The organism is Streptomyces sp. NPDC002476 (assembly GCF_042889785.1).
Taxonomy (GTDB): Bacteria; Actinomycetota; Actinomycetes; order Streptomycetales; family Streptomycetaceae; genus Streptomyces.
Map to the genome: position 1 here is coordinate 20,435 of NZ_JBIARH010000013.1, position 23,539 is coordinate 43,973.

The 23,539-nt window shown below is 68.7% G+C and carries 13 protein-coding genes; 5 read left to right on the forward strand and 8 right to left on the reverse strand.

All coding sequences use genetic code 11. The annotated features are described in order from the left end of the window. Positions 1–75 precede the first annotated feature (75 nt). A complete protein-coding gene (locus ACFYXM_RS17100; RefSeq protein WP_351516386.1) occupies positions 76–300 on the reverse strand; it encodes a hypothetical protein in 225 nt (74 codons plus the stop codon). Beyond that, positions 297–605: a hypothetical protein gene (locus tag ACFYXM_RS17105; protein ID WP_389290048.1), complete on the reverse strand. Its 309-nt coding sequence runs from the start codon at positions 603–605 to the stop codon at positions 297–299. The genes ACFYXM_RS17100 and ACFYXM_RS17105 overlap by 4 nt, the downstream gene beginning before the upstream one ends. Positions 606–817: 212 nt before the next feature. Between ACFYXM_RS17105 and ACFYXM_RS17110 the strand changes: the two genes are divergently transcribed. Together ACFYXM_RS17110 and ACFYXM_RS17115 are read left to right on the forward strand one after the other, a co-directional pair. Next, the gene (locus tag ACFYXM_RS17110) at positions 818–1,660 is read left to right on the forward strand and encodes a helix-turn-helix domain-containing protein (protein WP_389290050.1); all 843 of its coding nucleotides are present in this window, start codon (positions 818–820) and stop codon (positions 1,658–1,660) included. Continuing rightward, positions 1,642–1,851 (forward strand): DUF397 domain-containing protein, encoded by a 210-nt coding sequence (locus tag ACFYXM_RS17115; protein WP_389290052.1) that lies wholly within the window; start codon positions 1,642–1,644, stop codon positions 1,849–1,851. The genes ACFYXM_RS17110 and ACFYXM_RS17115 overlap by 19 nt, the downstream gene beginning before the upstream one ends. 62 nt (positions 1,852–1,913) lie before the next feature. On the opposite strand, the gene pglX is transcribed toward ACFYXM_RS17115, so the two are convergent. Together pglX and pglW are read right to left on the reverse strand one after the other, a co-directional pair. Next, a complete protein-coding gene (gene pglX, locus ACFYXM_RS17120) occupies positions 1,914–5,525 on the reverse strand; it encodes a BREX-2 system adenine-specific DNA-methyltransferase PglX (RefSeq protein ID WP_389290054.1) in 3,612 nt (1,203 codons plus the stop codon). Then, positions 5,522–10,225, reverse strand: coding sequence for a BREX system serine/threonine kinase PglW (gene pglW, locus ACFYXM_RS17125; RefSeq protein WP_389290056.1), 4,704 nt, complete (start codon positions 10,223–10,225; stop codon positions 5,522–5,524). The genes pglX and pglW overlap by 4 nt, the downstream gene beginning before the upstream one ends. A gap of 525 nt (positions 10,226–10,750) precedes the next feature. On the opposite strand from pglW, the gene ACFYXM_RS17130 reads away from it, so the two are divergent. The 3 genes from ACFYXM_RS17130 to ACFYXM_RS17140 all read left to right on the forward strand — a co-directional run bounded on the left by ACFYXM_RS17130 (position 10,751) and on the right by ACFYXM_RS17140 (position 19,643). Beyond that, positions 10,751–12,940 (forward strand): hypothetical protein, encoded by a 2,190-nt coding sequence (locus ACFYXM_RS17130; protein WP_389290058.1) that lies wholly within the window; start codon positions 10,751–10,753, stop codon positions 12,938–12,940. Between the two features lie 130 nt (positions 12,941–13,070). Next, on the forward strand, positions 13,071–19,214 hold the full coding sequence (locus ACFYXM_RS17135; RefSeq protein ID WP_389290060.1) for a hypothetical protein: 6,144 nt from the start codon (positions 13,071–13,073) through the stop codon (positions 19,212–19,214). 192 nt (positions 19,215–19,406) lie between these two features. Continuing rightward, positions 19,407–19,643, forward strand: a complete 237-nt coding sequence (locus ACFYXM_RS17140) for a hypothetical protein (RefSeq protein ID WP_389290062.1) — start codon at positions 19,407–19,409, stop codon at positions 19,641–19,643. On the opposite strand, the gene ACFYXM_RS17145 is transcribed toward ACFYXM_RS17140, so the two are convergent. The 4 genes from ACFYXM_RS17145 to ACFYXM_RS17160 are packed head-to-tail and all read right to left on the reverse strand — an operon-like array spanning position 19,616 to position 23,486. After that, on the reverse strand, positions 19,616–20,200 hold the full coding sequence (locus ACFYXM_RS17145; protein WP_389290064.1) for an RBBP9/YdeN family alpha/beta hydrolase: 585 nt from the start codon (positions 20,198–20,200) through the stop codon (positions 19,616–19,618). The genes ACFYXM_RS17140 and ACFYXM_RS17145 overlap by 28 nt on opposite strands. Then, positions 20,197–21,528 carry an MFS transporter gene (locus ACFYXM_RS17150; RefSeq protein ID WP_389290065.1) on the reverse strand — a complete coding sequence of 444 codons (1,332 nt, stop codon included), beginning with the start codon at positions 21,526–21,528 and terminating at the stop codon, positions 20,197–20,199. Before ACFYXM_RS17150 ends, ACFYXM_RS17145 begins: the two co-directional genes overlap by 4 nt. Positions 21,529–21,557: 29 nt before the next feature. Then, positions 21,558–22,475: a TauD/TfdA dioxygenase family protein gene (locus ACFYXM_RS17155; protein WP_389290067.1), complete on the reverse strand. Its 918-nt coding sequence runs from the start codon at positions 22,473–22,475 to the stop codon at positions 21,558–21,560. 39 nt (positions 22,476–22,514) lie between these two features. Beyond that, on the reverse strand, positions 22,515–23,486 hold the full coding sequence (locus ACFYXM_RS17160; RefSeq protein WP_389290069.1) for a quinone oxidoreductase family protein: 972 nt from the start codon (positions 23,484–23,486) through the stop codon (positions 22,515–22,517). Positions 23,487–23,539: the final 53 nt, after the last annotated feature.

The following is a 23,539-nucleotide window of genomic DNA, read 5'->3' on the forward strand; positions in this document are numbered from 1 at the left end:
AGGGACCTCTATGAGCCGAGCCCCGCTCGGCGACGGGCGGGACCGCGAACGCGATCCGGGGGCGGGCGGGGACGTTCACCTCCCCTGTCTGCTGCGTCCGTTCGCCTCGGCGACCAGAGCGCTCAGCAACTCGTTCTGCGTCAGGACACGGAGTTGGCCCGGTTCGGCATCCCAGACGGGGCCACTGCCGAGCGGGCTGATCCGGAGACACCGGCCTTCGTGTCCCACGACCCGCCCGAAGCGGTCACGGACGGTGTCGTGGACGGCCTCTCCGACGCCCGGCGCCTTCTCCTCCGTCATGCGTGGACCCCCCTCCTGATCACCTCGGCGAGCATGAGCGCCACGGGCGCGGAGCACACCCCGAGATGGACCAGCGCGTACCGGGCCTCGCCCTCGCGGTCGTCAGCCCACGGCGTGCGGATGTCCATCGCGGGGAGCTGGATGCCGGCCCGGCGGAGGGCGGTGGCGAGGGCATCACGGGCATCGAGGGCTTCCTGCATCTTGGGGACGGGGTGGGCCGCCGGTGACGGTTCGTTTACGGACTCTCCCGGAGCGAGAGCCGTGGTCGCGATGCCGTGCGAGCGGTGGTCAGCTGTGGGGGTCACGGGTGTCCTCAAGGGTGTGGTGTGTGTCTGTTTTCCGATACCCGGCCACGTTCGGTGAATTACGCTGCGTAGCGCGGGTGTTACGAGAGTGCGCCTCTCTGTGGTCGACCGTGGCGTGGACGGGGCTGTGCTTCCCGGTCGCGCGGAGGTCGTTCCACGCGTTCCACACGTGTCACATCGATTCAATCGTGAAGCGTTCGAAGGGGAGCGGGATGTCGCAGCGACGACCGGTCACCGGCCGCAGTCAGGAGCCACGTCAGCGGTTCGCGGAGGAGCTGCGGATACTCCGGACGGGCAGCGGGGCGAGCCTGCGGCAACTGGGTGAGCGCCTGGGCTGGGACTGGTCCCTGTTCGGGAAGATGGAGAAGGGCGAGACGCTGGGGAGCCCGGAGGTCGTGCAGGCCCTCGACACGCACTACGGGACGCCGGGGCTGCTCCTGGCGCTGTGGGAGTTGGCGGCCGGGGACCACACGCAGTTCCGCGAGCGGTACCGGCGGTACATGGCGCTGGAGTCGAAGGCGGTGAGTTTGTGGCACTTCGCGGTGAGCGTGCTGCCGGGGCTGTTGCAGACGCCGGGGTACGCGCGCGAGGTGCTGGCGGCGGGCGGGCTGCGGGGGAAGGAGTTGGAGCAGCAGGTCGAGGCGAGGGTGGGGCGGCGGGAGTTGCTGGAGGGGGAGGATGCGCCACCGTTCCGGACGATCCTGTCGGAGGCGGTGCTGCGGACCCCGCTGCGGGATGTGGGGGAGTGGTGCGGCCAGCTTGAGTATCTGAGGGATGCTGCGGAGCGCCCCAACGTGACGGTGCATGTGCTTCTGCAGGGCGCGGGACTGCACGGCCTCATGAGCGCCGATATGTGGTACCTGCTCCTTCCTGAGGGCAGGACTGTGGCGTATACCGAGAACGGATACCGGGGCGAACTCATCGAGGAATCCGGCCCGGTTGTGCGTTTGCAAAAGACGTACGATGCGGTGCGCGACCTGGCGCTCACGCCGGCTGAGTCGCGCAAGTTCATCCTGCGGATGTTGGAGGAAGCAACGTGCGAACCATCGACCTGACTGCCGCCTCCTGGCGCAAGAGCAGCTACAGCAACCAGGACGGTGGCGCGTGCGTCGAGGTCTCTGACGACTTCGCCGCAGTTGTCCCGGTGCGGGACAGCAAGGTGCCAGACGAGCTGGTGCTTGTGTTTACGACAAGCGGCTGGTCTTCGTTCGTTTCGGCAGTTAAGAGCGGGCAACTGAGCGCCTGACCCCGCTTGTCGACGGCCCCGCGTCTCGCTTCGTTCGCGGGGCCGTCGCCGTTGCGGATGGGCTACTTCTTGGTGCTGCGGCGCTCACGGGTGGTGGCCGGGCGCCAGGCTCGCAGGTCGTCGTCGGTGAGGCCGTGCTTGCCTTGCTCGATCTGGCGGTCGCCCTCGAAGAACTTGGCGGGGGTCGGGGCGAAGAGCGGATCAGGCTCGTTGTGCCACTGGTCCAGCCATGGCTGGAGTTCCAGCAGCCCGGCCAGGAGCGGTGTGACCTCTTCGGTGGTCAGGCCCTCGTGGGTGGCGATGTGCGTGTCGAGCGCGACCGCCTGCTCCCGGTGATCCCAGCCGGCCCAGCCGTAGAGGGTGGGGGTGGCCACGTTGGTTTGTCCGTATGAGATGAACCGCTCCTTGGGCACGTCCAGCTTGCCGCGCGCCCGCCAGTAGGAGGGACGCAGGAAGTCGGCCGAGGTGTACTTCGGCGGCACGGGGATGGCGTCTCGGATCTTCCGCTTGGCCGGCTCGTCCGGAGCGGCGTCTTCCTGCCGCTGAAGATCCCAGATGTGCTCCCAGTCCGCTCGCTTCTTCAGGGCGGTGGGCTTGTAGCGCAATGCGGCGAGGAATGGCACGTGCTCGTCGGTCATCAACTCGGCGACGATTGCTGACAGTTCCTTGTGGGGCGAGTAGATCTTGGCGACGGAGACGAAGTCCTCGTCACGGGAGAGGTTGTCGGTGAGGCGCGAGAGGGTGACGAGGGCGGGCATGCCGTTCTCATCGAACCAGTGGGCGCGGCCCTCGATGCGGTCGAGCAGCCAGGCCCTCAGCGCCTTTTCTTCTAGTGCGTCCCATCCATCTGACAGCCAACGCCGTTTGTACTCAGGGCGTTCAATCATGGCGACGGCGCGAGACGACTGGATCGCCTGGATTCGTCTATTCACGACATCACGATAGGCGTCCGGCCAGTGGGCTGGGATATCGGTAACCGGCGTCGAGCCGTGGCGGCGAAACCACTCAGTTGCGGTACCCTCGTCCGACATTTGACGCGCTAGTGCGATTTCGAAGGCGCGCTCACCGAGGTTCACGTTAGGGAGGTCGGGGGAATCGAATTCTCCGGGTAGATTCAATGCTTCAGAGTGAAGATTATAGAGAGAGTAGACTCGCCAGTCTAGCTCCTCTTGAAGCGCTACCATCCGGGAACGAATTGAATGCCAAGCGATGCGTGCATTGTGAAGCATTGCGGCAGTGGGAGTGCATCGACTCGCAATGCTCGCTGGACTGGATTGGGTGAGCTGGGTGGCCAGGTCGTCGAGAGCGATAGCGAGGTCCGTAGGATAGGCCGTTGGGAGTGGAAATCGTTCGATGTTACTCCCGTTGAACTGGTATCGGATTGTCCATTTTTCGGACTCAAGGCCGCGTCCGACACCGTTGCTCGGCTTATCCTGGCAAGCCATCTTGAGCCAGAAACATGCGGCGGAGCTGTTAAGTAGTCCAGTTAGTTGGAGGTGGCTTTCTTCGCCTTCTGAAGCCGCAAGCTTAATTACGGGTGCAGTTTGTTTGAAGACTTTGCCGCCTCGGTCTAGGGTGAAGTGATTGTGCGTGGCGACTTCGGCAAATGTGATAGAGAGTGGAGTTTCGTAAGCGGAAGGCGTGTATTGCATGTAGTCCCACCACTGAAGACCTGCATCTGCCATGTCTCCTTGGAACGTGCGGCGATCTTCGAGGACGCGCCGCAGCGGCCATAGCTCGATGGCCAGATAGTCCGAATCGAAATCCTTCGTGTACGGGAACCAGATGGCTTCCTCTGGTTGGCCCTGCCAATCTCGAACAGCCTCGCCAATCATTAGGGGCCTCAATCCCCTGCGATCGGCAGTCGTTTGATATGCATTACGTAGTGGCCTGACGTATGCTTCATCCGCGCCGGCGCGGATTGCACGTCCAATGGGGGGAGTGATTACTTGTTTGAGGGTTCTGGTGCTGGCTTTCTCGAGCTGCTCGACCATTTCAAGGCCGCCATCGGTAAGGATCCATGGCTGCGTTCCGAAATAGCGTGCACGCTCCAGATCATCTACTGAAACCCAGTTGCTTGCTGAGCCAGGTGTATCGATCTGGGCCACTATTGCACGCCATACGTGTCCGAACTCGGCTTTCTCGGGAGTAACAGGCTCGCCCTGGATGCTGCGCACCGTTCGGATAGTCGTTGATCGGGTCTTTCCTCCGCGTCGCCGACCCATCAAAATGACCGTCGGTGTCCCGTGCCCTGGAATGTAAGCACCAGAGGCGTCGATTACCTCGGTCAACTCCACCTCATGCCGGAAGAACGCGTCGATTAGTCGCGTCCCGAACTCTCGCTTGAGGAACGAGTTTGCTGTAATCTGCCCGACCATGCCGTACCCGAGCCCGCTCTCGGTGTTCCCTGCCCTCGCCAACTCGAAGAACCGCTGAGCAAATGGAACCGACAGCGCATACGTCCCCGCACAGGCGTCGTACAGCTCCCGATAAAGCGCGTTGAGCTTCTTGTCCTTCACCGTGATGTACGGCGGATTCCCCACCACCACGTGATACCGCCCCGGCCGCAAAATATCCGGGTGCTCGTGCACATCCTCCGTCTCGTACTTGAAGTCGGCCAGCTCATCAGCCCCCTCCTCCTCCAAGTCGTCGAACAGATTCCCCTGCTTGTGCCGGTGCTTGATGAGCGAGTCGCCCACCGCCAGATGAATCGGCCACTCGTACTTGGCCGCATCCCCCAGCGTCCGCACCCCACTCGCGGCCATCGCCGCGACCAGCAACCGGAACCGAGCGATGGCCACCGCGAACGGGTTCAAGTCCACCCCATGCACCGAGTCCAGCGCCTCCCGCACCCGCTCGTGCACGTCCTTCCCCGGCCGTCCGTCCGCCCAGAGCCGGACCAACCGCCGGAACGCCCCCAGCACGAAGTGCCCCGACCCGCACGTGGGGTCGATCATCTTCAGGCCCTCGTAGCCGAACTCCCGCACCGCTGGGTCCATCGTCCGGTCGAGGATGAACTCCTCGACGAACTCCGGGGTCTGGAGCAGCGCGTACGTCTTGCGGGCGGCCTCGCTCAGGTCCTGGTACAGGTCGCCCAGGAAGCGCGTGTCCCAGCCCCGCGTCCCGTCGCCGTCCTCCTCCAGCGGGTCCCTGAAGTCGTGGACGAGCACACCCTCCTCGTCCCGCGTACGCCAGAAGTCCACCAGGTCCCGCGCGCCCTCGTGGGACAACGGGATCTGGAACAACGGGTTGTGGCGACGGTCGAACAGCAGCCGCCCGGCCTGGCCCGCGCCCAGTTCCTCGAATGCCTGCTCCACCCAGCCTCGGTACGTCGGGTCCTCGGACTGCGCGACGTACTCCTCGAACCGGGCCAGTGCCAGGTCGCGGCGGTCGTCCTCGGGGGCCGTCAGGTACGGCTCGGGGATCAGATGGTTGTCCTCGCAGAACCGGACGAAGACCGTGCCCAGCACCCATGCGACCGCGACCTGGGTGACCCGCTCGTCCAGCCAGGAGTTCCATGTCGCGGCCGTACGGCCCAGCTTCCGCGCCCGGTCGTACTCGGCACGCAGGCGCGTCCCGACCTCCGCGACCGCCTTCACCTGCCGCCCGAGGTCGGCCTCGACCGCCTTTACCTGCCCCTTCAGGTCGTCCAACAGGGCCTTGCGGTCGATCACTTGTCGTCTCCCTCGGTTGCGATCTCGTCCACGTTCACGTTCTCGTTCACAGGCGCGTGCAACGCGCCGGCCCGGTGGGCGTTGCGCACCCATGAGTCCGGCAGCGCGATCCACTCGCCCAGGCCCGCCTGGTGCGCCACCGCAACATGCCCCAGCTTCGGTTCCCGCGCCGGGTCCGGCTGCGGCACGAGCAGCCACAAGCCCCGCCCGCCCTGCCGGGCAGCCTGCGCCAGCCGGTCCAGGACCCCCATGGCGTCGTACCGCGCGAAGACGGCCACCTCCGTCAGCAGGACCGGGCCCGAACCGGCTCCCGGAGTCAGCAGTGCGCGTACCCGCGGCTCCACCGTCCCCCATGCCGTACGCGCGTACTCCGTGAACTTAAGCGCCCCGCGTGAGCCCGGCTCGGCCACGTCCGCCTTGAGGAGCGTTTCCCACGTCGGCTTCGTTCCGGCTGGGACCAGAGCGTGCAGCGATTCCAGGAACAGTTCCGTCACCGAGACCGGCTGCGCGCCGATGCGCTCCGCCGACAGCTCCCGTATCGCATCGACCGTACGGCCGTGGTGCACGGTCAGTACCCGGTAGCCGTCCCGCCGGGCCGAGGCGAGGAGCCGTTCGTCCGCGCGCACCGCGCCCGCGAGGAGCGGGTCGTCGGAGTAGCGGGTCACCGCGCCGACGTCGGTGGACTGGCGCCAGTAGCCGCCCGTCAGATAGCTGGACGCGTCCTCCATCCGTGTCGGCAGATAGCGCAGCGTCCGGGTGTCCTCGCGCGTCGACGGGGTGAGGTCGAAGCCGGCCTCGCGCAGGGCCTTGGTGAGAGGGCCGCCGGTCGGCAGCTCGTGCGTGCTCGCGCCCCGTGCGTCCGCGACGACCAACTCCGGGAAGCGCGCCCGCACGCGCTCGTGGACGTCCTCCGCGGTCAGGCCCGGCTGCCGGGCCTCGGGGACTCCGGGGATCAGCCGTACCAGCCCGGCCTGGGTGAGGCGCAGCGCCCGTACCAGCGGCAGGTCGCGGGGGTAGATCTCCAGACGGGGTGTCGCTGCCGCGTTGGCCGACGCGGCAGCGGCCAGTTCGACCAGTCGTCGCTCGTCCCACTCCACCAGGCCCGGCGGCGGGGTCAGCGCGCCCAGCTCGCTCAGCACCGTCGTGGCGGTCGGGAGGCTTTCGAGGCGGGCCAGCCGGTCGGCGGTTTTGCCCAGGCGGGTGGCGTAGTCGAGCAGACCCGGACCCGTGGGCGTGTCCGGGGCGTCGCCCTCGCGGACGTCCAGTGCGAGCAGCCCGGCGGTCAGTACGTCCTCCGTCGCCCTGCGGTTGGCCTGGTGCTGGAACTCGGCTTCCTCCGGCTGGAGTTGCTCTACCTCGACCACGGCCCGGACGGCCGCGAGAGCGAGTGCGCGCCGCTGTTCACGCCCAGGCAGCTGCGTGCCGCGCCGCACGGCGAGGGCGTCGGCGATCTCCACGGCGGAGGCGACCCGGCCGAGACCTGCCAGCAGTTGCAGGATCTCGTCCCGCAGGGACTGGACCGCCGGATGCTTCTTCCAGCGCTTGCGCTCCTCCTTCAACATCTGGGGGATCCGGCCGGCGGACAGTCCCAGTGCCTGTGCCACGTCCTTCTGCTTCGGCCAGACGCCGATGCCGGGAAGCTCGCCGCGCTCGTCCGGCAGGCGCAGCAGCAGCCGCACCATCTCGACCTTGTTGGCGTTGGCGCGGTTGTTGTTCAGCTCCGGGACGAAGAGGGTGGCGAGGGTGTCCAGGCTCACCGCGCGCAGGGCGGACTCCGTCAGCCCCGACGCTCCCTCGCCGACCGCGAGGACCCCGGCCACGGCCGATTCGGTGGCGGTGAGCTGGGCGAGTTCCTCCTTGGCCTCCGCCCGGCCCTTCGGGGTGAGCGGGGACAGTGGTGCCTCGCGCAGCAGCTTTCCCCACTGGCGCTGACGGCGCTGCACCTCGGTGCGGGTCTTGGTGCCGAGGCCCGGGGCGTTGAGGAGCTTGCTGCGGCTGTAGTCGAGGAGGCCGCCCACGGTGGTGATGCCGAGACCGTAGAGGAAGGACTCGGCGGCCGGGGTGAGACCGGCGGCGGACAGGTGGGTGTCCCGGTTGACCGCCTCCGCAAGACGCTCGCGCTGTTCGTCGGCGGTGAGCGGCTCGGCGTCCGCGATCGCCGACGGGCGCTCACCGGACGGGGTCTGCTGCGGGCCGGGCTCCGGGTGGCGGGACCGGTGGCCGGACGGCACCGCCTGCGAGGCGTCCAGGAAGATCCTCTTCCAGGCGTCCCGCATCGGCTTCAGATCGGGAAAGCGCTTCGCCGCGTCCCGGTGCAGGGCCTTGCGGAAGAAGGCCACCAGGCCGTCCCGGACGGCCGGCTCGAAGGCGTCGGCCTGGACGGTCGGGTACGGGAGCTCCTTCGCGTCCGTCATCCGGGGCGGGACCGAACCGTCGCCCCACCTGGGCAGCTCGCCCGAGGCCATCTGGTGCAGGGTGACGGCGACCGCGTACCGCTCGGCGTGCGAGTCGTACGCGGTGCGGGTCAGGGTGCCGATGAACGGGTCGAGATATCCGTCGGTACCGGCCTCGTAGTCCTTCGCCGGATAACCCGCCAGCGAGAAGTCGATGAGGACCAGCTCACGGGTGCGGTTGGGGCGGATACGGATGGCGATGTTGTCCGGCTTGATGTCGCGGTGCCAGACGCCCTCGCCCTCCAGGAAGTCGACGGCGCCGAAGAGGTAGTCGCCGTATGCCTCCAGCTGGTCCATCTGCAGACGGCCGCGCTCGCGCAACTGGCGGGCGACGGTTTCCTCGCGGCGGCGGGAGCGCGTGCGGGTGCCGGAATCGGTGGTTTCGGGGTCCGGGTCATGGGTGTCGCGCTCGTCCCCCACGTACTCCAGGGCGAGGACCGTGCGGCCCGCGATACGCAGCGGTTCCGGCTCGACGAGCCGGATCACCCGGGAGTCGGGGCGCAGCCGGTTCATGACCTCGGCCTCGTGGACCAGCACATCGCCCCGACTGTCCGACAGGGCCACCTTGAGGACGGCCAGCGGGCGGGTCCTGCGCGTCTCGGCCTCGAGGTCGCGGACGAGGAAGGCCCGGCTCGTGGACCCGGTGCCCAGGCGGCGGCGGACCTCCCAGCGCCCGCCGAGCACATCGCCGGCCACCGCGTCCAGCGGGTCCTTCTCGGGGGCCTCGGCCGGTTCGGGTTCGGCGGGCGTGGTCGGCGCGGTCAGCCCGTCCTCGACGATCTCCAGCATCTCCAGGAACTCGTCCACGGAGGACAGACGCTGTCCGGGCCGGTAGGCGGTCGCGGCCTGCACCAGGAAGTCGATGTCCTCGGAGAGACCGTCGACCAGCGAGCTGGGGCGCAGGCCCTCGCCGGCCTCCAGGCGGGCCAGCAGCTCGGCCTGGCTCGCGGCCGGGGCTCTTCCGGTGACCAGCAGATAGGTGAGGACGCCGAGACCGTACACATCCAGGTACTCCGGGTCGGCCTTGAGAGCGGTCAGCTCCGGGGCGAAGTAGGGATCGGAGCCCTCCGACAGGTGCATCGCCGAGAGGGCCGTCGGCGCGAAACGGGTCACGCCCTGGCGGCTGCCGCCCTCCGTTCCGGAGGCACGCTGCGTCGCGATCTGCCAGTCCGAGATCTCCAGACGGGGGGTGAGCCAGGCGGCGTCTTCACTGATGGTCTGCCCGCGGCGGCCCCGGTCGCGGGGGATCACATGGATGGCGTGGGCAGCCAGCGCTCTGTGGTGGATACGGGCGGAGTGCGCGGACCGCATCGTCTCGGCGAGTTGGCGGACCAGCGACATCCGGCCGAGGATGTCGAGTCCCTTGCCGTACTGGAGGAGATACTCGTCCAACCTGAGTGTCCGCGGATCGTAGTCGAAGATCAGCGTGGGGCCCGCCGTGTGGCCGGAAGGGTAGTACTGCTTGAGCTGGACGACGCCGGGGTGCCGGAACCGCTGCAGGACCGCCGCCTCGCGACGGGCCGCGTTCTCCACCGACCGCCGGATCGACGTGTCCGACCCGCGCTCGCTCAGATAGACGCGGACGCGGGCGACCTCGGGCAGCTCGCTGTGGCTCGCCTTGTAGTCGGCCCAGGTCGGGCCCGAGTCGAAGGACTTCCGGTCCAGCTGGTACGGACCGACCTTGTACTCCGCCTCGCTGCGCTGGATGCCGATCCGGTCGAGGGCGGTCTTGATCTCGCGGGAGCCGATGGCCGTGATCCGGCGCCGCTCGTCGCGCGGCGGCTGCTTCAGCATCGCGATCAGCTCGTCGACGGTGTGGACGCCGTTCTGGTCATGGGCGGGCAGCCGGACGCGCAGACCACCATCGGTGAAGCAGACGGCCTCGCCGACCCACACCCGCCCTCCGTGCCGGCCGATCAGTGAGGCCAGCTCCTTCGCCTTCCTGTTGACGAGGTGCAGGGGATTGCCGTGAAGACGGCGATGGCCGCCGGGGGTGGTCTGAACCCAGGTGCCGTTCTCGCTGGTCACGGAGCCGTGCCAGTCCTTGAGCTCGATCATGTACACGCCGCTGGGGGAGACGACGAGAAGGTCGACCTCGCGGACGTGACCGGTGTGGGCGGTGAACGTGAAGTTCGACCAGGCACGCCAGGGGTCGGCGTCCGGCAGCTTCTTCCGGATGGCCTCCAGGCCACGGTGCTCGTGGTCGAACCCGGACTCGGTGACCGTGGTCCACCGGCCTTCCCGCATGCGCCGTCCCCGCCTCTTGAATCTGTTTCCAGTGGCCGTCCGCTCGTGGCGGTACGTACCGTTTCCACCACGTCGCGGACCTGGTGAATCCTAGCCGCGGCCGACGACGGCGAGCATGCCGTGCGTCAACCGCAACCGTCGGCCCGGGGCGCGCAGGGGGGATCCGATGCTGCTTGGCATGGCACTACTGTTGATCGGCGGGGCCACGCCGGTGTGGCTCGGGCCGTGCCGTGTGACCTCGGTCCGACATGCGCTCGCGGATGTATCGATGTGTTCGGTGCGAGCCACTGGCACCGGCGCAAAGCGACGAAAGTGCTGCCAGGATGCTCCAGGTCGGCATAGTCTTCGGGAATTACCGCACGCCGGACAGTGAAGGCCTCAAGTGCGGCGGAGGCGCCATGGGTGGGGACTCGTATGGATCGGCAAAGGTCGGCGAACAATGGGATGCCGAAGGACTCGTCGGCGCATCACGACAGTACACAGGTACCTGATCCGTACGGTGACAGAACCCTGCTGACCTCTGGCATGACGAAGGGCTACGACGCCGTACCCGACGAGGAACGGGATCGGCTGCGGCGCTATCTCGAAGCGGTTGTCGCGGCCCGCCCGGCGCCGGTGCACACCACTGTCGCCTTCAATGCCGTGTACTTCGGGTACGACCTCGGCGGCGACGGCTACGGCGGCAGCCCGCTGTGCCTCGACGACTTTCCAGTGATCACCTTCGGCGAGTGTGCTCCCGTGCTCCCGGTCGGTGCCATGGTGTGTGTCGCCACCGGGTCCGACCCGCTCTACGCCGAGATCGTCCACCGGGAGGGTGCCCACCCGGAAGTGGGCGCCCTCGGTGATGTACCGGCCTGGGTGTCGGGGGCACCGGTGGGCGCCGAGGGCCCGGGCAGGCCGGGGAACGACGCCGCGCCACGGCGAAGGGAGCTCTTGGTCCCGGATCTCCACGCCTTCGGCCCGGCCCTGAGCCTGTCGCCGGCCCAGCTCCACCGCTTACGCACGCGCCGGCGCTGGATCAACGAGGACGGGCATGTTGTCGTCGACGTCTGCTATCCGTCCCCGGAGGCGGCACGGCGCGACGACCTGACGGCCTACGCGGACCATCTCCTGACGACGGCACGGGAGCAGCTGCTCAGCCCCTTCGTTCCCGTATCCCTCGCCGGGCTGGTGGGCGGCACGCACGACGACGACCTGCGGGCGGGGCTGCTCGGCCTCCTCGACACGGTGCGGGGTGTACTCAACTCCAGCGCAGTGTTGCGCACATGGGGTCACTACGCGATGACCCGGGCTTCCCTCGCGGACTGCTGGCGGGACACCGGACCGTTGGGCGGCGATGACCTCAGGTCGCTCGCGGCAGCGGTGGAGCACGCGGCCACCCCGGCAAGGCGGCGCTACGGCTTAGCCACTGCGGTCACCGCGTACACAGCGGTCGGACCGAGGCTTCGAAGGTTCCCCGGGACGACGGAGTTACTCAGGGGGGTGGGGTACGCGGCAGCGGTATGCCGGGCGAATGTGGCGCTCACCGACGTCGTCCAAAGAGACAGCGACCAGGGCCTGTTCGGGAACGGCTCCCGGATCGCACTCGACGACGCCTTCGAGGGCGGAGGCGTGTGGCGGTCCCATTATCCCGGTAGTGCGGAGGCACCCGGTGACCCCCTGGCCCCGGCCGGATGCGGCTGGAACTCCACCTTGCCTGCGCCACCAGAGCCGGAAGCGGAGGCGGACCCGGTTGATCTCCCCCTTGCCGACGATGCCTCCCTCGGTCCCAGCGAACTCCTGAGGAACGACGCGAACGAGATCGTCTGGCGGTCGCCCCTGCGGCTGGCCCATCTCATCGACGGCTGGTTCCCCCTGCACCCGTATGTCGCACGTGAACTTCGCCGCTCTCACAGCCCGTTCCCCACGCCACGCCTCGAAATCGACCACGTCGGGGAGGCGTTGCAGGGGAGCGAGGCGATTCAGAAAGTCATCGCCGAACTCGGTGACGAATCGGTCCGGTTGACCGGAGTCACCTGGCCCCGCACATTCCTCCCCGGCCTGATGCTCGAGCTGCGCTGGCTCCGCGGCGGCACGACGGTCCGTCTGGTCACCACACGACTCAAGGAACCGGTGCAGGTCGGCGACCGCCTGATCGCGCATTGCTACGACCCTCGTGTGCTCACCAGGGAGGACGCTCCGGGCAGTGACCGCCACGGTGACAGCGCGGTCGGACTCGGTCCGCGACAGCTGGTGATGCGGACCGTACGCCGGTGTGGGCTGCTCACCCTGGACGGCCACGCCCTGCTGGACCGTTCGGTCCTGCCGAGTGCGGTCTACGGGCGACGCCCGGGACGACCCCAGGCCGCCGCCCTGGAATCCGCGGTCGCGGAACTGCTCGCGGAACGGCTCCTCGAGCCGGCTCTCGGCAGCCGAGACGTCTGGGGCCAGCCGCACTACCCGGCGCGCGACGGGCAGCCGACCATCCCCCTCATCGGCTACCGCCCCGTCCGACGACGGGTGATACGCCCGTGGGGCGGCGCGGAACCGGCCGGCCAGGAGCTGGGTGCTGTCCAGCTCGTCCCCGGCCATCTGCGCCGTCTGCGGCCCGGTTGCTCGCCCAGCGAACTGCAGCGAGCGGCCTTTCGGGAGCACTGCCGCAGGCTCGGCAAAGCGGATGGCTGGGAACTGCCTTACGGCTACACGTTCGTCACTGAGCACACGCGCGGCCGCTGATCTCCGACGTTTGCGCGTATGCACGGTTTTCCATCCCCCTTCTTGTCGCCTCTTTCCCATCTCCCAGGCTCCTCGGCGTCGAGCGAGCTGAATCCCGCAGAACCAGCCACAGAAAACGGAGTACGCGTACATGCAGGACCGCTACCACGTCGTCACGGGGCCACCGTTGTCCCCGTCGAGCGTCTCGGCCGAAGAGCTCGAAGGGCTGGCCGCAGCACTCAACGCCTTGGAACACCCGGCCGCCGCCGCGCTCAACGACCTCTCGGTCGGCATGGTCGAACTCGCCTTCAACTCCCTGCCGCCCAAGAACCGGCAGAGGTTGCTCGGTGCCCTGGGCATCCGCATGGCGGCCCCTCGACGGGCGGGCAGCGCCTTGTGCCGGGACGTTCTCGCCCGGCTTCGGCGCGAGGCTCGGCAGCACACCTGCACGTGCGGGATCAAGGACCTCACCCGCACTGTGATGGACCAGGTGGTCGCCTTCGTCTTCGCGCAGGACGGTGAGACCGTCTCCGACCCCGTTTCCCGGTGGGGTGCGACGCTGGTCCGGGCCACGCTGTTCGCATGGTGCAATGCCTCGATCGGGGACGCCCACCTCCTTGCCTGGGCGGCTGACCAGGACTGGTTCGCGGCGACTGCCGACGAGAAGGAGACGGCGCGTCTCGCCGCTGTGGCCGATGAGGCTCGGTCTGTCGTGGCAGCGCACCCGGATTTCGGCGGCGCAGCGGAGGAACCGGAGTGCTTGCCCACGGAGGACGGGAAGGACGTGGGCCATGCCGTCGCCGGCCGGCCGGGCTCGAACGTCCCCGTCACGGGTGCCGACGCATTGGGCCCCGGCACCTCGGACGACGTGACCACGACGACGCCCGAAGAGACCCGCACCGATCTGGGAACCGATCCGGAGGCAGTCCGTCGACAGCTCGAGACGGCCCTCGCGCAAGCGCGGCAAGCCGCTGAGAACGTGACCGGTGCGATCACGGACGGCCGTCCTCCTCAGGAAGAGGATCTGGCTTCGTTGGCTGCTCTGGTCGCCGTCTTCGACAGCGCCGATGCGGCGTTCCGCACAGCGGGGATGGAAAGGGTGCCCCGCCGTCTGGAGGACATGACGCACGCCGCACGCGCGCACTGGGCAGCACACGAGCGTGACCGCCAGGCTCGGGAGACGGTGCGGGAACTGCTGGACGTCGCATGCCGCCCGGACAGCTCCGCCGCGTTCGCCGCCGAGGCCGTACGAGGAGCGGCTCGCCGACTGCTGGACGTACCGGTCTGGGACGAGACGCAACTGCAGGAGAGCACCGCGCTCGGCGCCTTGGCACGGCTCATCCGGCTGGGGCGACAGGCAGACGCGGCGACGGAGATCCTGGCCCTGCAGGAACAGGTCGTGCGGGTGCTGCCCGCGTGTGCCATGGCGGCGGTCATGGCGCCCGAACTGGCGCTGTCGCATCCTGAGGAAGTCTCCCGCGAACCCGTCGAGGCGGACGGCGCCGACGCCGACACGGCGGGCGTCATCGAACCCGCCGAGGGAGAGGCGACAGGGGTGCACGGGGGCGTGCAGTCGGCCGAGCCGAGGGACGAGGGCCCGGCGGAGGAGACCGTCGACCACTCCACAGAGGACACCGCCCCCCGCTCCGAACCCGTGACGCGGGATTCTGCGCCCGTCCTGACGACGGCCTCCAGCCCGCTCGACGTCGACGGCGCACAGGCAGCGGCCCCCGCCGCCGACAACGCCACGACACCGCCCATGGACTCGGGCGCGGAGTTCCCGGCGGCATCGGCCCCGGCATCCGTACCCGCGCCCATTCCCGCCGCACCGCACGACGCGGACGCGCAGCCTCCGGAGACGGCACCCGCCCCGGCCACGGTCGAGGAATCCGACGAGGTTGCGGCCGAGCGGGCTCTGACGCAGCTCATCGTGGAACGCCGTTTCGGACTCGCCCACCATGTCGCGCGCGTCGTCGGTCACCCCGAGCCGCAGGTGGCGGCGCTCCGCTTGGCCGGTGCCGCCGGACTGCTCACCTCCGGCGACAGCCAGGGTGCCCGGCTGACCGCGGACCTGCTCCAGAAGTACGGCGTCCACACGGGCCGTGACACGGAGGGCAGCGAACTCCTCCTGCTGCCTGCCCTGCTGCGTACGGCGCTGGTCACCGGCGATCATCTGGCGGGCGCCCAGCTCAAGGCCCTGGTGCCCCGGCTCCCGGAACAGCTGGGGGAGGCGGCGACCGCTGTCGCCGACCGTGCCCTCAGCGGAGCCCTGATGACGGCCTCCCCGCTTGTCATCGCCGACATTGCCGAGACGGAGGCCCGGCTCCGGGAGCTGCGTGAGCAGTGTCGTGCCCTGCTCGCGCCGCCGAGGCTGCGGTTCGCACGGGCGACGGAGATCGCCAAGCGCTGGCTGGCCGACGACGGGATGCTCGGATCGCTGCTCACGACCGTGGTCCGCGACCACCGTGACGGGACGACGCAGACGCGTGAACAGGCAGAACGTCTGTCGAAACTGGCCGAGATCAGCGACGAGATCGACCGCATGGACCGCAAACACCGCTCGTCCAGCGGCAAACCGCTCCAGGGTTCCGGGCGGAAGGACCTGGTGCATCTCGTGGAACGAGCGGTTGGCCTGGTCAAGGAGTGGTGTCTGGCGGTTGACGGCATCCGCCGTGGCGACCGTTCCGACGGCAACCGCGCGGCCAAGGAGATCTCGGCCCTGCGCCAGTCCCTGCTGGACGGCGAGGGAGCGGTCCTGGGCGAACTGGAGCGGATGGCGCGGCGTTCGGACGCAGTCCCGGCTGCGACGGCATGGGCAGCACGTGCTTCGATGCAGGAGTTGTTCGCTCTGTTGGCCGGTCACACCGCAACCATGCGTCCCAGCGGCCCGGTCGACCCCGAACTCGTGCTGGACGCGGAGCTGCTCAAGGTCTGCGACAGCCGTGAAGATCGACCGTCAATCGGCGAGCTCCTCACTGCGGTCGATCGTAGCTGGCAAGACGCTTTCACCGAGCGGCTCTCACGCGACGCCTTCACCGCGGCCCGCTCCATCGCCGACCTTGCCGGACGAGGAGTGCTGCCCGCTGCACAGGCCGGCGAGTTCATCCCGCCGACGGTCGACGAGATCGAGGCCCGGGAGACCGCCCGGCGCACGGAGCTGTGCACGGCACATGGCGAACTCGTCGCCGAGCTGCACCGGGCGCAGGCCGACGGGGCCGTGACCGACGACCAGGACCTGCGTCTTCAGGAGCTTCTGGCCGACGCTCGCGACCGGCTCGATGGCACCGTCACGCACGACCTGGTGGACGTACGGCGGGCGCTCGACAAGGTGAGGAGCGACCTGCCCGCCTTCCGGCAGCAGGCGGCCGATCGGATCAGGGCCCGGCTCGACGCCCTGGACCCCACGGAGGAGGAGCGTGCGCAGATCCTGCGGCACCTGGACACGGGTGGCCTGGCCACCGCCGCCGACCTCGTCTATTTCCTGGAGATCGGCGAGGACGTCCCGGAGATCGACGGTGGCGAGTCCCACCTGATCGAGTTCTTCCCGGCCGTGCCCGACGGCCTGCCCAAGGGCATCGACCGCGACCTCGTCGATCTCGTCCGGTCCGGCGGAAAACACCCGACCATCCCTGTTCTGGACTACAGCGCGCTCTCGACCGACGAGGCGGCCCTGGCGGCCGACGCCCTTGACGAATGGCGGGAGTTGGGGGCCACAGAGCCGAAGGACCGGCTCACCGTCTCCCCGAGGCGCCAGCTGCCGCCGCTCCTCAAACTTCTCGGGTACGACGCCAAGAGCGCCAGGCCGCTCGACGAGCGGTCCCAACACCGGCGCGAGTACCGCCTCTTCGAGGCGACCGAGGTGGAGATCAACGGCAGGGCGAAGGCGCCCGCTTTCGGCTCGCAGATCAGGGAACAGGGCGGCAACCTGCGCGTGCTGATGGTCTGGGGCCGCCCGCCTGCCAAGGTCGTCATGAGCTGGGCGGAGCGCGACACCAGCGGCGCGAGTCTCCTCGTCGTCTACTTCGGCACGCTGAGCCGTGAGGCCCGCGTCGAACTCGCCGTCGGCTCCGGCCGACTGCAACCGATGCTGGTCGTGGACGACGCAGCCCTTGCCTACCTCGCGGCACGGGGCAACCGTCAGGCCAATACGGCCACGCAGACACTGCTGCCGTTCTCCGGCGTCAACCCGTACATCCGGGAGAAGCGCGGTCGGATCGGCGGTGAGATGTTCTACGGGCGTGATGCCGAACGGGTCAGTATCCTTGACCCGCGTGGCACCCAGGTCATCTTCGGTGGCCGCGGACTCGGCAAGTCGGCACTGCTCAGTGATGCCGGGGAGCGGTTCGAGGGACAACGCCCCGGTTACCACCTGGCGGTGTACGTGAACCTCGACCAGGAGAACATCGGCAAGGGCAGCTCGCTGGGACCGGAAACGCTGTGGAGCGTCCTCGACCGTGAGTTGAGGGCAGCTCAGGTATTGGGTGGTCCGCCGAGCCGCAAGTCGCGGCAGGACATGTCCGACCGGGTGCGGGTGGGCATCCGGGCCTGGCTGGACGGGGATTCCCGCTGTCGTCTGTTGATCCTGCTCGACGAATGCGACCAGTTCTTCGAGGCGGACGCTCCCCGTTTCGACCAGACCAAGAAGCTCAAGGGCCTCGGCTCCGACACCAAGGACCGTGCCAAGGTCGTCTTCGCCGGCCTGCACTCGGTACAGCGATTCTCCAAGCTCGCGAGCAACGGGCCGTTCGGTCACCTCGCCCAGACCCCGAAGGTGATCGGCCCGCTCGCTCCTCAGTCCGCCGCCGAACTGCTGGTCGACCCGATGAGGGCGCTCGGCTTCGAGTTCCAGGACATGGATCTCGTCAACCGGGTGCTCGGCTACTGCTCCTACCAGCCCTTCCTGCTCCAGATGTTCGGTCACCGACTGGTCGAGGTGATGCACCGCAAGCGGTCGCGGCGCGGAGCCGAAGCCCCGCCGTACGCGGTGGAGATCGCCGACATCGAGGTCGTGGAATCGGACGCCGGGCTCAGGGACAGCATCTCGGCGGCCTTCAAGGACACGCTGAGCCTCGATCACCGCTACGACGTGATTGCCAACGTGCTGGCGTACCACGCCCGCCAACGTGGCCTGGAGGCGCGGCTGAGCGACGCCGAACTCCGCGAAGAATGCGAGACGTTCTGGCGCAAGGGCTTCGCGCAGCTCGACACCGAGGGTTTCCGCGCCTATCTCTCCGAGATGGTGGGCCTCGGCGTGCTCGCCCCCAACCACGACGGTCAGGGCTGGCATCTGCGTGGCCCGAACGCCCTGCGCATGATCGGTACCTCCCACGAGGTGGACGCCCGCCTTCTCAGGGCAGAACAGGACTGCGAGCTCCAGGAGAGCATCGTGCAGGAGGGCCGTCCCGAATTGCCCGACGGCCGGCCGGCGCCGCTCACCATCACTCAGCTCGACGACCTGCTCGGCGAGCGGTCCAACCAGACGAGGGTCGTCCTCGGCACCTCCGCGACCGGTGTCGGCGACGTTGGCGACACCCTGCGAACGATTGCCGGACGCATCGCCGACTGGACGCTGCCGCCGATCGGCAAGCTCAGCGTCTACAAGCAGGAGCTCGTGGGCGGAGTTCCGCGTGAACGACGCGTCGTCATCAGTGATTTCGCTCGCTATCCGGCGCGGCCGGAGGCCTGCCGTGAGTCCGTCGACCTGGCCGAGACGCAACTGCCCGCCACCCCCGGGGTGACCCGCGCGGTTGTTCTCGTCACCGACATCGCCCAACTGGGCCTGTGGCGCACCCTGCTGATGGGCGACGAACCCACCTCGGCGGCGCCTGTGGTGCTGCGCCGTCATGATCGCCGCAGCCTGCACGGCTGGGCCCAGCGCGTCGAGATGTTTCACACCGAGGACCGCTTGGACCGTCTCCACGAGCTGACCGGCGGCTGGCCCCTCCTGGTCGACCGGGCCCACCGACTGCACAACGAACTGGGCGACCCCGATGAGGCATTGCGCCACCTCGCCGACCTGCGCACGGACCGGGCCGAGGCCCGCGCGTTCGCCGACGCGACCGGAGTGTACGCGGACCCGCTGCTCACGACCGGCTACCGTGCGCTCGACGACGCGTTCAAAGACGGTTCGTTCGACTTGGAGCACGCGGTGACTGCCGTGGCAGTGCGGATCGAGGACGAGGACGAGGCCCATTGGATCGTCACCTGTCTCGACGCCCTCCAGGTGTTCGACCGAGAGGACACCCAACTGCGCCTGGATCCGCTGTTGCGCCATTGCGCGGCGCTCCGCGTGTGACAGTTTGTGACACCGAGCCGGCCGTCCGCATGCCCGGACGGCCGGTCGTCAGTCACGGTCACCTTGCCGGTGGCCAACCGGACACAGTGAGGCACACGCCGGTTCAGACGGACTTGCTGGGCCGGCGGGTATCCGGTGAGGACAAGGGAGATACGGCGAACCGAGCGCGATCACATTCGCCAGGAGCCACATGTGCGGCTCCGGCACGTCCCTCACGCGGCGGCCCGGCTCGTCGTCGAAACCCCCGGGTCGGCCGAGGCCGTCCTTGTCCGCATCCACTCCTGCGGCGCCGACGGACGTCCCCGGCCGCACACCACGCGGCTGTTCACCGGCGGCGTCCACACCCTCGACGTGCCGCCGCCCGGTCTGTGCCGTCCCACCGCGGTCAGGGCCGTGGGAGGTCAGGCGGACGTGCCGGACGAGACTTGAGAGAGCTCGCGGACGAACTCCTCCGCCCGGGGCCATGCGCCGTGGCCGGAGGCGGGGTTGAGGTGTCCGACCGGGCCGAGATCCACGAGGCGGCTCCCCCATGCCCGGGCGAGGTCGGCGACGCGTCCGACGTCCGCCAAGGGGTCGTTCGTGCTCGCCGCCACGATGCTGGGGAAGGGCAGGGGTGTCCGCGGCGTCGGCGTCCAGCCGTTCTCGCGCAGGACGTCCGGGGTGGGGTAGCCGTCCGGCAGCGGGCCGTCGAAGTCGGGCGGCGTCGCCAGAAGCGCGCCCTCGACCGGACGCCGGTGCCGTTGCGCCCAGTGCACGGTGGTCATCACCCCGGCGCTGTGGGCAACCAGTACGACGGGCCCGGAGATCCCCGACAGCACCTCGTCCAGTGCGGCGACCTGGGCGTCGCGGCTCAGCCTGTCCTTCTCCAGCGGGGGAACGGTTCGGGCGCCGGCGATCTTGTCGGCAAGGACGGTCTGCCAGTGGTCCGGCACGTGATCGCGCAGTCCGGGGACGATGACGACGGTCGGTCGTGCGCTGAGACTCATGGCTGCAACTCCGCTTTCTTGAACGCCAGGTCGGGGACCAGCGCCAGGCGGCGCAGGTCGTTTTCGTAGCAGAACTTGCCGATGGTGAAGGCCACGCTTCCCGCGAGCGCGACGAGCGGGATCAGTTGCAGTGCGCCGAGCAGGCCCAAGCGGTCCGCGAGCATGCCTGTCACGGCGGGCCCGGGAGCCAGCCCCAGCAGGCTGTTGGCCAGAGTGAGGGTGGCGAAGGCCGTCGCCGCGATGGCGGCGGGGGTCAGATTGGCCACCATGGCGGCCGCCGGACCGGCGGTGCCGCCGGCCACCAGGGTCCCGGCCGCGATCAGCACGAGCTGCGGCGGGCCGACCGGCAGATGGAATCCCGTCATCAGCAGCACGAACGACCCGAGAGAGCAGACGATCGCAACGATCCACTTCCGGGCCGCGGCCTTCCGGCTGAGGCGGTCCGCGACGACCCCACAAAGGATCATGCCGACGCCACTGATCAGCGCGAAGACCCCGGCGGCCAGGCCGGCCTTCGCCGGAGGCATGTCGTAGTACCGGTCCAGAAAACTGGGTATCCACGCGAGCAGGGCCATCGCGATGAACAACTGCAACCCGCTGCCGATGTAGGCGCAGACCACGGAGACCGAGGAGAACAGCCGTGGCAGCAGGGTCCGGATGGGGGCGCGTTCGCCGGACACGACGCGGTCGCGGATGGACGCCGGTCCCAGCCTCTTCTCGGTGACCACGAGGCCGTAGGCCGCGGCCAGGACCAGGCCGAGGATTCCCATCGCGCCGAACGCCCAGCGCCAGCCATGCTCCTGGGCGATCACACCGCCGGCCGACACGCCCAGCACGGATCCGAACGACCCTCCCGCCATGAAGGCTCCGGAGAGCGTGGCCCGCAAACCGACGGGGAACACGCTGAGGACCACCGCGATGCCGACGCTCCCGTAAGCCGCCTCTCCGACACCCACCATGAACCGGCCCAGGAACATCTCGCCGTAGCTCGCGGAAACGGCGCAGCCCAGGGTCGCCAGGCTCCACGCCGTCGCGGCGATGACGAGAATCCTGACCCGGCCCCAGCGGTCCGCCAGCAGCGACAGCGGGAAGGTGAGCACACCGACCATCAGGGCCACGATGCCGCTGAGAGAGCCCAACTCGGCATCGGAGAGCAGCCATTCCGCCTTCAGCAGGGGAAAAACCGCGTTGAGGACCTGTCGCGACATGTAGTCGGACAGCAGAAGCCCGAAACCGAGGGCGAACACCAGCCAGGCATAGCTGCGGGATACAGCCGGCGCGGCGGGAGACGTCCCGGGCACCGCCGTGCCGGCAGTGTGCAGTCCCATGGGCATCACCTTTCTTCTCTGGTCGAGGCTCAGAAGGGACTGTCACCCACGATCCCCGCACGCTCCATCTTGCGGACGGCGGGCCAGTAGTCCTGGACGGCGTAGTGCTGGGTGGAGCGGTTGTCCCAGATGGCGACGCTGTTCTTCTGCCAGCGCCAGCGCACCTGGTACTCCGGTACGGCCGCCTGGCTGATCAGGTAGTTCAGGAGACTGCCCGCTCCGGGCGCGTAGTCCTGGCCGAAGCGCACGTTCTCGGGCGTGTGGAAATTGACGAAGTGCGTGGTGAAGGCGTTGACGAAGAGAATCTGTTCGCCCGTCTCCGGGTGGGTACGCACCACAGGGTGTTCGGGGTCCGGGAAACGGGTCTTCAGCCGGTGGCGTTGCTCCGTCGGCATCACGGCTCCGAAGGTCGCCTCGATGCTGTGCCGTGCGCGCAGGCCCGCGATCTGCGTCTTGATGTGCTCCGGCAGTGTGCGGTAGGCCTCAGCCATGTTGACCCAGATCGTGTCACCACCCACTTCTGGTGTTTCCACGCAGCGCAGCACGGCGCCCATGGGCGGACACGCGCGCCAGGTCGCGTCGCAGTGCAGCGCGTTCTCGTAGTGCTCCGGTTTGCTGTCCAGATCCTTGTAGATGCGGACCAGCCCGGGGTGGTCCGGATCGCTGCCGACCACCGGATGGTCCTCCAGCGGGCCGAAGCGCGCGGCGAAGGCGACGTGTTCGGCGCGCGTGATGTCCTGGTCACGCAGGAACAGGACCTTGTACCGCAGCAGCAGCGCCTTGATCTCGGCGAACAGATCGCCGTCGCGCGCGGCGTCGCCGAGGTTCACACCGGACAGTTCGGCGCCGATGGTGCAGGTCAGCGGCTCAACCTCGATCGAGGTACGGAGGACGCCCGGACGCACCAGGGCGGGCGTCTCTTCCTTCGGACGGACGGTCTGGGGCATGTGCTCACTCCTCGGGGTGGCGTGCGGGGCACGGCGAACTCAGAGGACGAAGACGGAGGATCCCGTGGTCCGTCCCGCTTCCAGATCACGATGGGCCTGTACGGCGTCCTGAAGTGCGTAGCGCTGGTTGATCTCGATCTTGATGCGACCGGCCGCGACGTGTCCGAACAGCTCACCGGCCAGCGCGTCCCGCTCCGCCGGCTCGGCGATGTAGTCGGCCAGCGCGGGACGGGTCACGAACAGCGAGCCGTGGATGGCCAGTTGCATGGCGTCGAGCGGCGGGACCCCGGACGCCGTGCCGAAACACACCAGCAGGCCGCGGCGTTGCAGCGAGGCCATGGATCCGGCGACGGTGTCCTTGCCGATGCTGTCGAAGACGACCGGGACTCCCTTGCCGTCGGTCAGTTCACGCACCCGCTCGGCGACGTTCTCGCGCCGGTAGAAGATGATGTGCTCGCAGCCGTGGGCACGGGCGACCTCGGCCTTCTCCTCGCTGGAGACCGTGCCGATCACCGTGATGCCGAGCAGCTTCGCCCACTGGGAGACGATCAGGCCGACGCCGCCGGCCGCGGCGTGGAGCAGCACGGTATCGCCGGGATTCAGTGGGTGGATCCGGCGCAGCAGGTATGCCGAGGTGAGTCCTCGCATGGTCATCGCCGCGGCGGTCTCGCAGTCGATCTCGTCCGGCAGCTTGATCAGTGAATCCGCGGGCATGACCCGCTCCGTGCTGTACGCACCCAGCGGGCTGCCGGTGTAGGTCACACGGTCGCCCTCGGCGACATGCGACACGCCCGCGCCCACGGCCTCGATCACACCCGAGGCTTCCACACCGAGCCCCGCAGGCAGCGGGGCCGGGTACAGGCCCGTGCGGAAATAGGTGTCCGCGAAGTTGAGTCCGACGGCGACGTGCCGGATCCGTACCTCGCCCGGACCCGGGTCGCCGACGGTGACCCGTTCCCACCGCATGACATCAGGGCCACCGGTTTCGTGGAATCGAATGGCGTGTACCAAGGCGTGCTCCGTTCGCTGGTGATGGGGGCTGTGCGGGCGGCGGCGGGACGACG

Coding starts and splice junctions, on each gene's coding strand:
- pglW (WP_389290056.1), bottom strand. CDS start 10,225: ATGCGGGAAGGCCGGTGGACCACGGTCACCGAGTCCGGGTTCGACCAC.
- ACFYXM_RS17145 (WP_389290064.1), bottom strand. CDS start 20,200: ATGAGTCTCAGCGCACGACCGACCGTCGTCATCGTCCCCGGACTGCGC.
- ACFYXM_RS17100 (WP_351516386.1), bottom strand. CDS start 300: ATGACGGAGGAGAAGGCGCCGGGCGTCGGAGAGGCCGTCCACGACACC.
- ACFYXM_RS17155 (WP_389290067.1), bottom strand. CDS start 22,475: ATGCCCCAGACCGTCCGTCCGAAGGAAGAGACGCCCGCCCTGGTGCGT.
- ACFYXM_RS17130 (WP_389290058.1), top strand. CDS start 10,751: ATGACGAAGGGCTACGACGCCGTACCCGACGAGGAACGGGATCGGCTG.
- ACFYXM_RS17150 (WP_389290065.1), bottom strand. CDS start 21,528: ATGGGACTGCACACTGCCGGCACGGCGGTGCCCGGGACGTCTCCCGCC.
- ACFYXM_RS17110 (WP_389290050.1), top strand. CDS start 818: ATGTCGCAGCGACGACCGGTCACCGGCCGCAGTCAGGAGCCACGTCAG.
- ACFYXM_RS17135 (WP_389290060.1), top strand. CDS start 13,071: ATGCAGGACCGCTACCACGTCGTCACGGGGCCACCGTTGTCCCCGTCG.